Origin of the sequence: Marinobacter sp. 1_MG-2023 (genome assembly GCF_030549045.1) — a bacterium.
Classification (GTDB): domain Bacteria; phylum Pseudomonadota; class Gammaproteobacteria; order Pseudomonadales; family Oleiphilaceae; genus Marinobacter.
The window spans coordinates 461,092-476,470 of record NZ_JAUOST010000002.1 but is presented as its reverse complement, the minus strand read 5'-3'; the positions used below and the strand labels follow the sequence as shown (position 1 = coordinate 476,470).

Here is a 15,379-nt window from a genome sequence, read left to right as displayed (position 1 = left end):
GAAATGAATATAATGTCTCCATCACCATGGCGGAACACTCTGCCTGAGCACTAGAACGACTGGAGAGCCGTATGACCCAAACCATCAAGTCCAAAGCCGCTATCGCCTGGGGTCCGAGCCAGCCCCTGTCTATCGAGGAGGTTGACGTTATGCCACCTCAGGCAGGCGAAGTGCGTATACGCGTTGTTGCCAGCGGCGTGTGCCACACCGATGCCTTTACTCTGTCCGGTGACGACCCGGAGGGCATCTTTCCGGCAATCCTTGGCCACGAAGGTGGCGGTATTGTGGAGTCAATCGGCGAAGGCGTGACCAGCGTCGAGGTAGGCGATCATGTAATCCCGCTTTACACACCCGAATGCGGCGAGTGCAAATTCTGCACATCTGGCAAAACCAACCTGTGCCAGAAAATCCGCGAAACTCAGGGTAAGGGTCTGATGCCGGATGGCACCAGCCGATTTTCCAAAGACGGGCAGCCTATTTTCCATTACATGGGATGCTCCACCTTCTCCGAGTACACGGTACTTCCGGAAATTGCGCTGGCCAAAGTCAATAAAGAAGCGCCGTTGGAAGAAGTCTGTCTGCTCGGTTGCGGCGTTACCACAGGTATGGGGGCTGTAATGAACACGGCCAAGGTAGAAGAGGGCGCTACAGTGGCCATCTTCGGCATGGGTGGCATAGGGTTGTCGGCCGTTATCGGTGCCACCATGGCCAAGGCCAGCCGCATCATCGCCATCGACATTAACGAGAGCAAGTTCGAGCTGGCACGCAAGCTGGGTGCTACCGATTGCATCAACCCGAATGATTATGACAAGCCTATTCAGGAGGTCATTGTCGAGCTGACCGATGGCGGCGTGGACTATTCCTTCGAATGTATTGGCAACGTAAACGTGATGCGTTCCGCTCTGGAGTGCTGCCACAAGGGCTGGGGTGAATCGGTAGTCATTGGTGTCGCCGGAGCCGGCCAGGAAATCTCTACTCGTCCATTCCAGCTGGTAACCGGTCGGGTCTGGAGAGGCTCAGCTTTTGGTGGCGTCAAAGGGCGTTCCGAGCTGCCAGGAATCGTCGACCGTTACATGCAGGGTGAGTTCAAGCTTGATGATTTCATTACTCATACGATGGGGCTGGAAGGGATCAACGAAGCGTTTGATCTGATGCACGAAGGCAAGAGCATTCGTTCCGTTATCCACTTCGACAAGTAATTGCATCGGTCGCCCGTGCCTTGCGCGGTCGGCCGTTATTCCGAGGGACATTCCAATGAATGTTGAGAATTTGGGCTGTAACAAGAGCTTTGGTGGCTGGCACAAACAATACAGCCATTATTCGGAAGTGCTGAATTGCACTATGCGTTTTGCAATTTATCTGCCGCCGCAGGCATCAAGCGGCGACAAGGTGCCCGCGCTGTACTGGCTATCCGGCCTGACCTGCACAGATGAAAACTTCATGCAGAAAGCGGGCGCTCATCGCATCGCAGCCGAGCTGGGCATTGCCATTATTGCGCCAGACACCAGCCCTCGCGGTGATGACGTGGCAGACGATGAAGACTATGACCTGGGCAAAGGTGCAGGTTTCTACGTGAACGCAACACAGGCACCTTGGAGCCGGCATTATCGTATGTACGATTATGTGCTGAACGAACTGCCAGAGCTTGCGGAATCCATGTTCCCGGTCAGTGACCAGCGCTCAATTTCCGGTCATTCAATGGGTGGGCACGGAGCTTTGGTCTTGGCGTTGCGTAATTCGGAGCGGTATCGCTCTGTGTCGGCTTTCAGCCCGATCAGTAATCCGGTTAACTGCCCATGGGGCAAGAAGGCTTTTGGGGCCTACCTGGGTAAGGATACCGCCAGTTGGGCCGAATACGACGCCAGCATTCTGATGCGTGAGGCCACCGCGTTTGTGCCGGCACTGGTTGATCAGGGCGAGGCTGACGATTTCCTGGAAGAACAGCTCAAGCCGGAACTGCTGGAAGCTGCGGCCAAGCGCAGCGGCTATCCATTGGAACTGAACCGGCACGAAGGGTTTGATCACAGCTATTACTTTATAGCCAGCTTCATTGAGCGGCACCTGCGTTTCCATGCCGGGCATCTGGCTCGCTGACGCTTTGGTTTCGGATTCGTTCACTTGGCGTTGGTGCGGAACTGCTTCCGGTGCTCTCCCGGGCTGAGCCCAAACCAGCGCCGGTATGCTTTGTGTAGCGCGGCAGGATTTGAAAAGCCCAGCAGCCAGGCTATTTCGGATAAAGAGGTTTCAGTTTCACGGATATAATCCCTCGCAAGTTGTTTCCGGGTGCTGTCTACCAATTCCCGGAACCCGGTGTTCTCGCTGGATAGTTGTCGTTGTAATGTCCATGGCGTAACGCCCAGTCTGGACGCGATGGTTTCAAGGCTCGGAGTTTCTCCGCGGAAAAGGGGGGTAAGCAGGCGCCTTACCCTGTCCCCCGTTGTCCAGCCCCGTTGAATCTCCTGTATCTCTGCATCACAAATCTGTATCAGTTTCTCGTGCATGGCCGGTTGTGCCTGCACTGTTCCCTGATTCCACACCTCCTGTCTCACGGTTACGCTGTTCATGGCTGCACCAAACTGAACCGGGCAATGAAACCAACCCTCGAACATCTCGTCCAGGCCTCTGGAGGGGTATTCTATGGTTACCCGCTCCAGCACATCCCATTGCCCCGTAACGGAGCGTAAAAATTGCGTCCAGGCGCTCAGTACCGAGTCCACAACAAAATAATTAAAAGCGTTATAAGGGCGAATGGAGTAGAACTGCAGCCTCCGGTTTTCCGGCTCGGCTTTAGGTGTTCCCCGGCTGTTACGACTCGTTAGCAGGGAATAGCGAATTATTGTTTGCGCGGCAGCGCCGGCAGTGCTGGATGATTCACCGGCAAGGCCTGCTATACCAGCGTCGACAGGCCGCGAGAGAGCTCCCATACGTAATCCCAGCGCGGCATTACCGCAGGCCTGAATGGCAGCGTGCCCCAGCCTCATGAATCTGGGAATGCTGATTCGCGCAGCAGGCGATGTGAGGGTCTGCTCGTTGAGTTGAAAGCGACGTGTCAGATCCTCTAAGTTAACGCCCTCCGCTTCAGCTGCCCGCAGAAGCACGCTCACATAGAGAACACTGATGTCACCAAGAGGGTCCTGGTTTGAGGGAGGTCGGCGATCGTATGGATCCATGGTGGTTAACCTGGCGTCTGTTGTCTGAGGATAACAGAATGTTATTCAGGGATATTGTTGAAGGCAACCAGCATCGGTAATTTAGGCATCATTAAAAGAAGCGGGGCATCAGAGCTGCCGCCAATAATTGTCTGAGGAGACCATTTATGACCGCCAATACTATGCCAGGCGTCGCCAAATACCCGAATTTGCTTGAGCCACTTGACCTTGGGTTCACCAAACTGCGCAACCGCACGCTGATGGGGTCTATGCATACCGGACTGGAAGAGGCGAAGAACGGCTTTGAACGCTTGGCCGAGTTTTACGCTGAGCGCGCCCGTGGCGGCGTGGCTCTCATCGTTACAGGTGGTATTGGTCCCAATCCGGAAGGCGGCGTTTTTCAGGGCGCGGCCAAAATGACCAACGATGAAGAGGTGGAAAAGCACAAGGTTATCACCAATGCCGTGCACAAAGCCGACGGCAAGATCTGTATGCAGATTCTCCATGCTGGTCGTTACGCCTATTCCCCGGCGTTGGTTGCACCTTCTGCTATTCAGGCACCTATCAACCCGTTCAAGCCGAAAGAACTCGATGAAGCCGGCATTGAAAAGCAGATTGAAGACTATGCCGTGTGCGCGCAACTGGCTCAAAAGGCCGGTTACGACGGTGTTGAGATCATGGGTTCTGAGGGTTACTTCATTAACCAGTTTATTGTGTCTCACACAAACCACCGCACGGACCAGTGGGGCGGTAGTTATGAGAACCGAATCCGCTTGCCTATCGAAATTGTGCGCCGTGTTCGCGAGCGTGTCGGCGAAAACTTCATTCTGATTTACCGCCTTTCCATGCTAGACCTGATTGAGGATGGCAGCACCTGGGAAGAGGTGGTGCACTTGGCTAAGGAAATCGAAAAAGCCGGAGCTACCATCATCAATACCGGTATCGGCTGGCATGAAGCTCGCGTGCCCACCATCGCTACGTCTGTTCCCCGTGGCGCCTTTACCAAGGTAACTTCCCGCCTCAAAGGTGAAGTGAGCATCCCTCTGGTCACCACGAACCGGATCAACATGCCGGACGTCGCCGAAAAAATTCTGGCGGAAGGCGATGCAGACATGGTCTCCATGGCCCGCCCGTTCCTGGCAGATGCGGATCTGGTGCAGAAGGCTGTGGAAGATCGTGCCGAAGAGATTAACACTTGTATTGGCTGCAACCAGGCGTGCCTGGATCATACCTTTGGCGGCAAGCTGACTTCGTGCCTGGTCAACCCGCGCGCTTGTCATGAGACTGAGCTTACTTATGTGAAAACCGCAGCGCCCAAATCTATTGCTGTAGTGGGTGCCGGGCCCGCCGGGATGGCATTTGCTTCGGTTGCGGCTGAACGAGGCCATAAAGTGACCTTGTTTGATGCCGGCAAAGAGATTGGTGGCCAGTTCAATGTTGCCAAGCTGATTCCGGGTAAAGAGGAGTTTTACGAAACTCTGCGTTACTACCGTGTGATGCTGGACAAGCTTGGCGTTGACGTTCGGCTGGAAACCCGTGTGAGTGTGGACGACCTGAAAGCCGGCAACTTCGATGAAGTTGTATTGGCTACTGGCGTAGAGCCTCGCACACCGGACATCGAAGGTATTGATCACCCGAAAGTGATTGGTTATCTCGATGCTCTGCTGGAGCGGAAACCTGTGGGTCAGAAGGTTGCAGTAGTCGGTGCTGGCGGTATCGGTTTTGATGTGTCTGAATTCATCGTGCATAAGGGCACCTCTGCCGCGCTGGACACCAATCACTTCATGCGTGAATGGGGCGTGGACCTGACAGTCGAGCACCGTGGTGGTATTCAGGGTGTAACGCCGGAAGTTCCGGAACCTGCACGAGAGGTTTACCTGTTGCAACGGAAGTCCTCAAAAGTCGGCAAAAACCTGGGCAAAACCACCGGTTGGATTCATCGGACGTCACTCAAGAATCGTAAGGTTCAGATGATGCCGGGTGTGACATACCGAAAAATTGATGACGAGGGTCTCCATATCACCGTAACGCCCAAGGGGGCGGAGCAGGGTGAAGACCGGGTGCTGCCGGTAGATACCATCATTCTCTGTGCTGGTCAGGAGCCCTTGCGTGAACTGCAAAGCGGGCTTGAAGCGGCCGGGTTGCCTGTGCACCTGATTGGTGGGTCGGATGTGGCAGCAGAACTGGACGCCAAGCGCGCTATTAATCAGGGTAGTCGGTTGGCTGCTGAAATCTGATCACAAAACGTTGCAGTTTTTCTCTTTGCACCGGAAACTCTCTGGCTAGACTATAACCTTTGGGTCTGCCAGAGAGTTTTTTGATTTTAGGGAGTCTGCAATGGTTTCTGCCGGCGAGGCAACGGACAATTATTCGGCTGTCTTCTTTATTGAAGGCAACGAGGTGGCACGCCAGATGCGCGCCAGCGAGTTCGGGGCTTTCCTTGATGGCTATGTCGGGTTGTCGGATCTTGCTGAAACTGATGTAAGAGCAGTACTGGTTGATCTGAGTGGCGACCTTCTGGTGCGCGCCCTTGTGTTTTTCCGCATCTGGTTTGATGAGGAAGGACGGGCCGACAGCAGCTGGAACATGCCCATTGAAGAGCTCGCCACTCGCGGAGCTAAAGGCCCGAACATGGGAGGCGGAGCTATCCGCCTTGTATGCCGCAGCCAGTGCCCCGACCCGCAGTATGCTGCCGAGTTATGGGATCCGGATATGACGCCGGGCAATAACCACTTTCAGGTTATCCGCAAAGCCGTCAACGCAAACAATCTCAAATTCCGCCGTATTGAACCGGAAGAAGAAAACATCCCTGTGCTCCGTGCCGGAGAGAATGATTCCGCTTCGACCGAGGAGTCCCGTACCGAAGCAGATCGCTCCCGTGTGGCTCAGCTGATCCGCGAGCAGCGCCTGCGTATCAAAACACTGCAAAGCGTCCACCGGGATATGCTTGCTGAAGTGCAACGCGAACACCGGCTTGAAATCAAAACCCTGCATAACGAGACGGCCGAAACCCTCCAGAAGTTGGAACGTCAGCGTCTCAGTAATGAACAGTTGAAGAGTCGTCTGGCTGAGAGAAATCAGCAGTATCTGACCATGCAGGAGGAGATGGCTATCGACGGTGCTGGAAAAGACCGTGATGATGCCAATGCGAACGCTGAGCTGGTATTGCTCAGGGAGCAGCTTGAGCGCAAGCGGCGCGAGCTGGAACACAGGGACGAGAAATTCATTGCCCTTGAGCAGGAGGTTTATGAGCTCCGGCACCGCGAGCCGCTTGAAAATTCGATTATGGGGCACCTCAAGGGGCAGTCTGTTTTCCTTGTGGCCTACCACCCGGGTGTCGGGCACCTGACATTGCCATACCAGGATATTGAAACCTACTTCCAAAACCCCATCGCTTATGCATCAGAGCGTTGCGGCATGAACGAGCCTTCGTACCTACAATGGCTTGAGCACTACGAGAATCCGGTGTGTCAGCATACTGTCCAGGGTGGAGAGCTTTGTGGCGAGCCTCTGATGCGGGTAAGCCAGCCCGCAGATTTCCAGTCTGGTATTCATGACCGCTGCGAGAATCACCGCCCTTCCGAACAATGACACTCCTGATCGACTCCAAATAACTTTTTTCAGTATCGGGGTGACTTTCGTTAAACTGTAGGTCAGATTGATATCGGCCTGAACGGGGTTGTCCGTTCTTGTCGCATTCCGACATCACAGGAAGCTTCATGGATCATTTCAGGAACATAGGCGTTATCGGCCGGATGGGCAGCGTAAAAGTGGTTGAATCACTGCGCCAGCTTAAGCAGTATCTGGTCGCTAACCATTATCACGTTATCCTCGAGGAAGACACGGCCAGCATGTTACCTGGTCATGGTCTGCAGGTTGCCAGCAAGAAGCTCCTTGGGGAGATCTGTGACCTGGTTATTGTGGTTGGTGGTGATGGCAGCTTGCTGGGCGCTGCCCGAGAATTGGCGAAGTCCAAAATTCCTTTGCTTGGCGTAAACCGCGGGCGGCTGGGATTTCTTACGGATATCTCGCCAACGGATCTGGAAGATCGCTTGGGTAAAGTTCTTGATGGCGAGTACATTGAGGAAACCCGGTTTCTGCTTGATGGCAACGTCGAGCGCAATGGCCAGCCCTTGGGATTTGGAACCGCCCTGAACGATGTGGTTCTGCATCCGGGTAAATCTACGCGCATGATTGGCTTTGACCTCTATATAGATGGCCACTTTGTCTACAGCCAGCGTTCAGATGGCCTGATTGTTTCCACGCCTACCGGATCGACCGCATACTCGCTCTCCGCAGGTGGGCCGATTATGCATCCGAAACTTGATGCTATCGTTCTGGTCCCTATGTTTCCTCACATGCTTAGCAGCCGTCCGATCGTTGTGGATGGCAAGAGCGAAATAAAGCTGGTTATCGGGGAAACGAATGAAACTTACCCACAGATCAGTTTTGATGGCCAGATGAACATAGCATGCGCTCCGGGCGATATTATTCGCATCGCTAAAAAGCCATTCAAGATCCGGCTGATTCACCCGACAGATCATAATTTCTACGCCACCTGCCGCGACAAGCTTGGCTGGGCCAGCGAAATATCAGCGAGTTGATCATGGCCGAAAGTAATCATACTGCAAGTCGTGGGTACGACATCATCGGCGATATACATGGCTGCGCGAACACGCTTGCGCGTCTGCTTGAACAGATGGGTTACAGCAAGGTTAACGGGGTGTACCAACACCCCCGCCGGCAGGCTGTTTTTATCGGGGATATTATCGATCGCGGCCCGAGAATCCGGGAAGCGCTCCATCTCGTAAGGAATATGGTTGAGAGGGGCTCTGCCCGGATTGTAATGGGTAATCACGAGTACAATGCCCTGGGTTATTGCACACGGGCGCGGGCGGGTAGCGGTAAAACATGGCTGCGTGAACATAACCCCCGTCACGACCGGCTGATTCGGGAAACCCTTGATCAGTTTGAAGCCTACCCTCATGAATGGAATGATTTTCTGGAGTGGTTTTATACGATTCCACTGTTCATTGAGGAAGATGACTTCCGCGCTGTCCATGCGTGCTGGGATGGCGAGCTTATAGAGAGATTCAAAGAGGTGCAGGGGGGCGGCTCCTGCATTGACGAAGATTTTCTCCATGCCTCAGCAGCCATTGATTCTTTCGCAGGGCAGGTTATGGACACGCTGTTGCGGGGCACAGATTTACGCTTGCCTGAGGGTATGAAAATCACCGGGCGTGATGGCTACGTTCGTGAGTTTTTCCGTACCAAATTCTGGGCGGATAACCCGCACACATATGCAGATGTCGTGTTTCAGCCTGACCCTTTGCCAGCTGAAGTTGCCAGTAGGGTTTTGACCGATCATGAGCGCAAGCAACTTATCAGCTATCCGCTGGATGCGCCTCCGGTATTCGTTGGACACTATTGGATGGACAGTGAACCGGCGCCGCTGAGATCGAACGTTGCCTGCATTGATTTCAGTGCAGTGAAATACGGCAGGCTGGTTGGTTACCGGATGGACGGTGAGCGGGTACTTTCCCGCGACAAGTTTGTTTGGGTGAATGTGGCTCGGGATCATCGCGACTCTCCGGACTATCCCATCAGCGAAGACAGTGTTGCGCGCTAGTGCAATTTGCGGCCAATAGCCGGATTAATCCTACAGGGCAAGGTAGATTGTGTACCGAGTAAAGCAGTTGGATACCAGCGTAGATCTTGGTGGGTTCAGCCAGTGGTTAAAAGGCCAGGGTGTTCCTCACAGGATCAGTGTGGAGGGAGCTTTTCAGGTGTTATGGCTGGAAAACCCGGATCATGCAGAGCCTGTTCTGGAGGCGCTGGATCGGTTTCTTGCCGAGCCGGAAGTGCGGCAGGCGGTCGAGCAGCACAATCGTTCGCCAGTCTTTGTCGCAGGGCGCTGGCAGCCATCCCCGGGCCACGCGCCACTTGTGATTGGCATTATTGTGCTGGGTGTTTTGATGGCATGGGTTACCGGTCTTGGGAGTAATCAGCTCACCACCAGCCTGATGATCATTGATCCACGGGCTTACGATTGGGGTAGCATGTCCGAGCGCCTGAGCGCACTCTCTGCCACGCTCGCAAGCGGCCAGATATGGCGTTTGTTTACACCGGATTTTCTGCATTTCAGCTGGACTCATATTATTTTCAATGCCGTGATGCTTTGGTTTTTGGGCAGTCAGGTTGAGTGGTTTGATGGCCGTGGTCGGCTTGTTGTGATTTTTATTATCACCAGCCTGGTATCGAACGGGCTTCAATATCTTGTTACCGGGCCTTTATTCGGCGGTCTCTCCGGGGTTGTTTATGGCATCCTCGGATATTGCTGGCTGAGCCAGCGGACTGTCCCAAGGTTTCAGTTTCCGCCCGCACTGGTAACCTTTGCGGTGGTCTGGATGGTGATCGGATTTACACCCTTGCCTGAGCTGCTGGGGTTGGGAAGTATGGCAAACGAGGCCCACCTGGGTGGGTTTGTCGGTGGCTTGGCGCTGGCGGCCTTTTTACCTGTCAGCAGAAAGCGGCGGGCATAAAAAAACCCCACCAGAGGTGGGGTATAAAAGAAGCTTTACAGCTCCTGATGAGAGAGACCAAATGAACGACCGTTGTCATTTGGTGAAGTAATGATAATCATTATCGTTTGTACCTGTCAAACGATTCCTCCATTTTATTTGTGAAGGTTTTTTCAGGAGAGCCGGATGACATACGAAGAGCTAATCGAGCGACTCGATCCTAACGTTTACCAGAACCTGCGGCAGTCTATTGAACTCGGCAAATGGCCTGATGGGCGCAAAATCACCCCGCAGCAGCGCGCGATCAGCCTGGAAGCAGTTATCTATTATGAGAATCTGCACAATATTCCGGAGCAGGATCGGGTTGGTTATCTCGATCGTGGCAGCAAGGCCGGCACCGAATGTGACCCGTCCGTGCGTCGCAATCAGGCAGGTAATAACGACGTGGACCCCGATCAGTTTGTTGAGGTCAAGTCTTGAACGACCCTGTTGATGTAACCGGAAGGCTCAGGAAGATGCCTGTAAGCATCGGAAACCCTGTTGCTTATGATCTGGCTGTGGGTGACGCTCGTGTGCCAATGAATGAGCTCATAGGTAAACCTGTGCGTTTTGATTTTGAGGGCGTGATCCGCTGTATCCATTGCGATCGCAAAACCAAGAAGAGCTTCAGTCAGGGTTTTTGCTATCCCTGCTTTCGAAAGCTGGCTGCCTGCGATACTTGCATTATGAGCCCGGAAAAATGTCATTATCACCTTGGCACATGTCGTGAGCCGGAATGGGGAGAGACCCATTGCATGGTTGAGCATGTGGTCTATCTGGCCAACTCGTCCGGCCTGAAGGTGGGTATTACTCGTGGCTCACAGGTACCAACACGCTGGATAGATCAGGGCGCGGTCGATGCCATTCCTATGTTGAGAGTGGCAACCCGCTACCTTTCGGGGCTGGTTGAAGTAGCCTGTAAAAGTCATGTCGCTGATCGCACGAACTGGCGTGCCATGCTCAAAGGTGATGTTCCTGAGCTGGACCTTGTGGAGGAGCGACAGAGAATACTGGCACTGATTGCAGATGATGTTGCCGCACTGCGGGAAGAGCATGGCCAGGATGCCATCCGTGAAGTAGATGAGCAGGGGCTTGATCTCAGTTATCCCGTGCAAATCTGGCCGGAGAAGATAAAAACCCACAACCTGGATAAAACACCGGAAGTGGAAGGGGTTCTTGAGGGTATTAAAGGCCAGTACCTGATCCTCGACACCGGAGTGATCAATATCCGTAAATTCACCGGTTACGAAGTCCGTTTCCGGGTAATGGTTGACTAATTCATCCATTCCCGTCTGATCGTATGCTGCCTGTTCAACCTGCTTTAGCCGGGTTGAAGGCCAGGAATTCTGGAGAAATCAATGCGCACCAATCAGCCTAAAACCATCCACCTGAGTGAATACAAAGTACCCTCGTACCTCGTGGATTCTGTCGACCTCCGTTTCGAACTTTTTGAGGATGGGGCAAGAGTACACAGCACACTTTCTGTTCGCAGGAACCCAGAATCAACAGATGGTTCAGCACCTCTGACCCTGGACGGAGACAGCCTCAAGTTGGAGCGGGTTGCACTCAATGGTGAAGAGCTTACGGCGAGCGCTTATGAAGACACCGGTGATCAACTGGTGATTGCAAAGGTACCGGCTGAATTTGAGCTGACTGTTGTTACCTGGATAGAGCCGCAAAACAACACTCGCCTGGAAGGGCTGTATAAATCGTCTGGTATGTTCTGTACTCAGTGTGAGGCTGAAGGCTTCCGTTGTATTACCTACTTCCCGGACCGGCCCGATGTGATGGCCCGTTACCGCACCCGAATTGAGGCAGACAAGAGAAGTTGCCCAGTGTTGCTCTCCAATGGCAACGATGTGGAGAGAGGCGATTTGGAGAATGGCCGACACTTTGTTACCTGGGAGGATCCGTTTCCCAAGCCCAGTTACCTTTTTGCATTGGTGGCCGGCGATCTTGTGGAGAAACAGGATACCTTTAGAACCTGCTCCGGTCGGGACATCGATTTACGCATTTATGTTGAACCCCGGAACGCCGCCAAGTGCGAGCACGCCATGGATTCTCTCAAGCGCTCCATGCGCTGGGACGAGGAAGCCTACGGTCGCGAATACGATCTCGACATATTCATGATCGTTGCGGTGGACGATTTCAATATGGGGGCTATGGAAAACAAAGGCCTGAATATTTTCAACTCTTCCTGTGTGCTGGCCAGCCAGGAGACAGCGACAGATCTCGCGTTCCAGCGTATTGAAGCGATTGTTGCCCATGAGTATTTTCACAATTGGTCGGGCAACCGGGTAACTTGTAGGGACTGGTTTCAGCTGAGCCTCAAGGAAGGGTTTACAGTGTTTCGGGATTCCACCTTCTCGGCCGACGTAGGCTCGCCGACGGTGAAACGCATTGAAGACGTAACATTGCTTCGTACAGCGCAATTTGCTGAAGATGCCGGCCCAATGGCTCACCCGGTGCGCCCGGCTTCTTATATGGAGATTAGCAATTTCTACACGCTGACCATCTATGAGAAAGGTGCAGAGGTCGTTCGTATGATTCACACACTGCTCGGACCAGACCTGTTCCGGAAGGGCAGTGATCTGTATTTCGAGCGCCATGATGGCCAGGCAGTAACCACCGATGATTTTGTCAAAGCGATGGAAGACGCGTCCGGCCGTGACCTGACACAGTTCCGGTTGTGGTATGAGCAGGCGGGCACTCCGGTTTTGGCGGTAACTGATGCATATGACGCAAAGCAAGGTATCTATCGCCTGACGATTCAACAAACTGTTCCGGATACCCCGGGCCAGACCGACAAGAAGCCTCAGCATATTCCGTTTGCCCTGGGTCTGTTGGGTGCTGATGGTGAGGCTTTACCGCTCAGTCTTGAAAGCGCCGCGGGTGCAGCAAACGCGCCAATCGAGCGCGTTCTTGAATTGACGGAAGCGAGCCATACCTTTGAGTTTCATGGGTTGGCGCAGAAGCCTGTGCCCTCGCTACTTCGCCACTTTTCGGCACCTGTGCGCGTGGTCTATCCCTGGACTCGTGAACAGCTGGTGTTCTTGATGAGCAACGATCCGGATGGTTTCAACCGGTGGGATGCCGGCCAACGCCTGGCTGTTGACGTAATCCAGTCTCTTGTGGGGTCCGCTGATTCGGAAATTGATCCGCGCCTGGTGGGTGCTTACCGCGCGTTGCTTGAAGATTCGGCGCTTGACCAGGCATTGGTGGCAAAAATGCTACAGCTGCCATCGGAAGCTTACCTGATCGAGCTTGCTGATAACCCGGACGTTGCAGCTATTCACCGTGCCCGTGAAAAGGTGTTGGGACACCTTGCTACGTCTTTGCGTGATGAGTTGCTCGCGTGTTTCCATCGGAATGCCGGCGCAGGCGCCTACGAGGTTACACCAGAGTCTATTGCTCGCCGAAGCTTGAGAAATACGGCGTTGGCGTGGTTATTGATGATCAATGACGACACGGGCAGGGACCTGGCGGTTCAGCAGTTCTCGGAAGCCGATAATATGACGGACCGCATGGGCGCGTTGCGCGCACTGGTTAACTCTGATTACGCTGCGGAGCGAAGCCAGGCGCTGACTGACTTCTATGAGCGCTTCCAGGACGATCCTCAGGTTGTTGAACAGTGGTTCTCAGTACAGTCATCGAGTGACCGTGCCGGGCAACTGCCACAAATTCAGGCATTGCTGAAGCATCCTGCTTTCGACTGGAAGAATCCTAACAAGATCCGTTCCGTTGTTGGTGTATTTGCCGGCCAGAACCTGGCAGCCTTTCATAACCCGGACGGGTCGGGCTATTCATTTCTGGCTGATCAGGTGTGTCGCCTGGATGACAGCAACCCGCAGATTGCGGCACGCCTGGTGACTCCGCTGACCCGCTGGCAAAAGTTTGCTCCTGCATATAGCTCGCTGATGCGCTCGGCTCTGGAACGGATCCGGGACAAGTCCGGGTTGTCTGCTGATCTGTATGAGGTGGTGCATAAAAGCCTCGAAGCCTGAGTGTATACAATGAAGGTCCGGCTGTAGTTATAAGCCCTTGATTACAGCCGGATACAAAATCGCACTTTCGGTCGATAGACAAGCTTGACGGATCCGTTAACCTGTCGGAAAGCCTGACTTTTCGTTCAGGCAACAATAAAAAGCCTTTTCAGAGGCTTCCAGTCGAATTCAGGGCTATACAATGAACTATAAAAAGAGTGCGATACTCGGGGGCTTGCTCGTCCTCTCGATAGCGTCAGCTTCCTCCTGGGCAGCGGTTTCCTCAGCTGAAGCGTCACGGCTCGGCCAGGATCTGACACCGTTTGGTTCGGTCAAGGCCGGAAACGATGCAGGTACTATCCCTGCGTGGACCGGCGGCCTCACCGAAGGACCCGCTGGCTTCCAGGGTGCAGGACAGCACCATATCGATCCGTTTCCGACGGATGAAGCTCTGTTTACCATCAATGCTTCCAATAAAGATCAGTTCGCCGAGCACCTGAGCGATGGTGTGCTTGCCATGCTCGAAACTTATCCGACCAGTTTCCGTGTGCCTGTCTACCAATCCCGCAGAACCCATGCTGTACCGGACTGGGTTGCTGAAAATACCCGGAAGAACGCCGTAGAGGCGGAGATCGTTGGCAAGGGCGAAGGTTTGGAGGGTGCTTTTGGTGGCTATCCTTTCCCGATCCTTCACGGAAACAACGAACAGAAAGCCTGGCAAGTGATCTGGAACCACCTGACTCGTTGGCGCGGTGTCTCGGGCACTCGCCGCTCAAGTGAAGTTGCTGTTCAGAGCGATGGAGACTATTCGCTGGTTACCTCTCAGCAGGAAGTCTTCTTTAACTTTTATAACCCCGAAGGCAGTGAGGATGAGCTGGATAACATCATTTTCTACTACCTCTCGTTCACTCAATCTCCGCCCCGCCTTGCAGGTGGCGCCATTCTTGTCCACGAGACCCTGAACCAGATTATCAACCCGAGAAATGGCTGGGGCTATAACGCCGGGCAGCGCCGCGTGCGGCGTGCTCCGAATCTGGGTTACGATTCGCCGATTGCCGCAGCAGACAATCTCCGGACCGCGGACGATACGGACATTTTTAATGGTGCTTTGGATCGTTATAACTGGTCTTATAAAGGCTTGCGGGAAGTTTACATCCCCTACAACAACTATCGCATCGGCGAAAAAGGCACACCTTATTCCGAAATACTTGGCATTGCGCACCTAAACCCGGATCTCACACGCTGGGAACTGCACCGGGTGCATGTGGTTGAAGCTAACCTGAAAAAAGATGCACGGCACATTTACAAAAAGCGTCGTTTCTATGTCGATGCGGACAGCTGGAACACGGTTCTGCTTGATCAGTACGACGGTCGCGATGAGTTATGGCGTGTGACCATGGGGATTGCGAAAAATTATTATGAGCTTCCGGGTGTGTGGACTGTACTGGACGTCTATCATGACTTACAGGCCCGTCGTTATCATGTGCTTGGCCTGGATACGGAAGAACCCAATACCCGGGTCTTTACTGAAGAAGTTCGGAATAAGCGCTATTTTTCTCCATCCTCTCTGCGTCGCAGGAGTGTCCGCTAAGAAGGGTAACTTTCAGTAGCGGTTAGAGATATACAGTTAAAACAACATAATAGGCAATCTGAATGGCTATAAGGTTGACGTGCAAGACACTGGGGG

The 15,379-nt window shown here is 53.6% G+C and carries 12 protein-coding genes; 11 read left to right on the top strand and 1 reads right to left on the bottom strand.

Features of this window, described 5'->3' with window-relative positions; genetic code table 11:
* The first annotated feature begins 71 nt into the window (after positions 1 to 71).
* Both Q4606_RS08300 and fghA read left to right on the top strand, forming a co-directional pair.
* Positions 72 to 1,199 carry an S-(hydroxymethyl)glutathione dehydrogenase/class III alcohol dehydrogenase gene (locus Q4606_RS08300; RefSeq protein WP_303607231.1) on the top strand — a complete coding sequence of 376 codons (1,128 nt, stop codon included), beginning with the start codon at positions 72 to 74 and terminating at the stop codon, positions 1,197 to 1,199.
* 55 nt (positions 1,200 to 1,254) lie between these two features.
* The gene (gene fghA, locus Q4606_RS08295; RefSeq protein ID WP_303607230.1) at positions 1,255 to 2,094 is read left to right on the top strand and encodes an S-formylglutathione hydrolase; all 840 of its coding nucleotides are present in this window, start codon (positions 1,255 to 1,257) and stop codon (positions 2,092 to 2,094) included.
* Positions 2,095 to 2,114: 20 nt separating this feature from the next.
* On the opposite strand, the gene Q4606_RS08290 is transcribed toward fghA, so the two are convergent.
* Entirely contained in the window at positions 2,115 to 3,170 is a 1,056-nt protein-coding gene (locus Q4606_RS08290; RefSeq protein WP_303607229.1) for an AraC family transcriptional regulator, read from the bottom strand.
* Positions 3,171 to 3,316: 146 nt separating this feature from the next.
* Between Q4606_RS08290 and Q4606_RS08285 the strand changes: the two genes are divergently transcribed.
* From Q4606_RS08285 to Q4606_RS08245, 9 genes are all read left to right on the top strand, one after another.
* A complete protein-coding gene (locus tag Q4606_RS08285) occupies positions 3,317 to 5,386 on the top strand; it encodes an NADPH-dependent 2,4-dienoyl-CoA reductase (RefSeq protein ID WP_303607228.1) in 2,070 nt (689 codons plus the stop codon).
* Between the two features lie 100 nt (positions 5,387 to 5,486).
* Entirely contained in the window at positions 5,487 to 6,740 is a 1,254-nt protein-coding gene (locus tag Q4606_RS08280) for a DNA repair protein (protein ID WP_303593751.1), read from the top strand.
* A 128-nt stretch (positions 6,741 to 6,868) separates the two neighbouring features.
* The gene (locus Q4606_RS08275) at positions 6,869 to 7,753 is read left to right on the top strand and encodes an NAD(+) kinase (protein WP_303593749.1); all 885 of its coding nucleotides are present in this window, start codon (positions 6,869 to 6,871) and stop codon (positions 7,751 to 7,753) included.
* A 2-nt stretch (positions 7,754 to 7,755) separates the two neighbouring features.
* Positions 7,756 to 8,778 carry a metallophosphoesterase gene (locus tag Q4606_RS08270; protein ID WP_303607227.1) on the top strand — a complete coding sequence of 341 codons (1,023 nt, stop codon included), beginning with the start codon at positions 7,756 to 7,758 and terminating at the stop codon, positions 8,776 to 8,778.
* 49 nt (positions 8,779 to 8,827) lie between these two features.
* A complete protein-coding gene (locus Q4606_RS08265; RefSeq protein WP_303607226.1) occupies positions 8,828 to 9,691 on the top strand; it encodes a rhomboid family intramembrane serine protease in 864 nt (287 codons plus the stop codon).
* A 165-nt stretch (positions 9,692 to 9,856) separates the two neighbouring features.
* Positions 9,857 to 10,150, top strand: coding sequence for a YeaC family protein (locus Q4606_RS08260; protein ID WP_303593744.1), 294 nt, complete (start codon positions 9,857 to 9,859; stop codon positions 10,148 to 10,150).
* The gene (locus Q4606_RS08255) at positions 10,147 to 10,986 is read left to right on the top strand and encodes a DUF2797 domain-containing protein (protein ID WP_303607225.1); all 840 of its coding nucleotides are present in this window, start codon (positions 10,147 to 10,149) and stop codon (positions 10,984 to 10,986) included. The genes Q4606_RS08260 and Q4606_RS08255 overlap by 4 nt, the downstream gene beginning before the upstream one ends.
* Positions 10,987 to 11,067: 81 nt before the next feature.
* Complete coding sequence (gene pepN / locus Q4606_RS08250) at positions 11,068 to 13,713, top strand: aminopeptidase N (protein WP_303607224.1); 2,646 nt, start codon at positions 11,068 to 11,070, stop codon at positions 13,711 to 13,713.
* A gap of 181 nt (positions 13,714 to 13,894) precedes the next feature.
* Positions 13,895 to 15,283 (top strand): DUF1329 domain-containing protein, encoded by a 1,389-nt coding sequence (locus Q4606_RS08245; protein WP_303593738.1) that lies wholly within the window; start codon positions 13,895 to 13,897, stop codon positions 15,281 to 15,283.
* Positions 15,284 to 15,379 lie beyond the last annotated feature (96 nt).

Excerpts from the sequence above, each read along its gene's own strand:
- Q4606_RS08300 (WP_303607231.1), top strand. The coding sequence starts at position 72 with ATGACCCAAACCATCAAGTCCAAAGCCGCTATCGCCTGGGGTCCGAGC.
- fghA (WP_303607230.1), top strand. The coding sequence starts at position 1,255 with ATGAATGTTGAGAATTTGGGCTGTAACAAGAGCTTTGGTGGCTGGCAC.
- Q4606_RS08290 (WP_303607229.1), bottom strand. The coding sequence starts at position 3,170 with ATGGATCCATACGATCGCCGACCTCCCTCAAACCAGGACCCTCTTGGT.
- Q4606_RS08285 (WP_303607228.1), top strand. The coding sequence starts at position 3,317 with ATGACCGCCAATACTATGCCAGGCGTCGCCAAATACCCGAATTTGCTT.
- Q4606_RS08280 (WP_303593751.1), top strand. The coding sequence starts at position 5,487 with ATGGTTTCTGCCGGCGAGGCAACGGACAATTATTCGGCTGTCTTCTTT.
- Q4606_RS08275 (WP_303593749.1), top strand. The coding sequence starts at position 6,869 with ATGGATCATTTCAGGAACATAGGCGTTATCGGCCGGATGGGCAGCGTA.
- Q4606_RS08270 (WP_303607227.1), top strand. The coding sequence starts at position 7,756 with ATGGCCGAAAGTAATCATACTGCAAGTCGTGGGTACGACATCATCGGC.
- Q4606_RS08260 (WP_303593744.1), top strand. The coding sequence starts at position 9,857 with ATGACATACGAAGAGCTAATCGAGCGACTCGATCCTAACGTTTACCAG.
- pepN (WP_303607224.1), top strand. The coding sequence starts at position 11,068 with ATGCGCACCAATCAGCCTAAAACCATCCACCTGAGTGAATACAAAGTA.
- Q4606_RS08245 (WP_303593738.1), top strand. The coding sequence starts at position 13,895 with ATGAACTATAAAAAGAGTGCGATACTCGGGGGCTTGCTCGTCCTCTCG.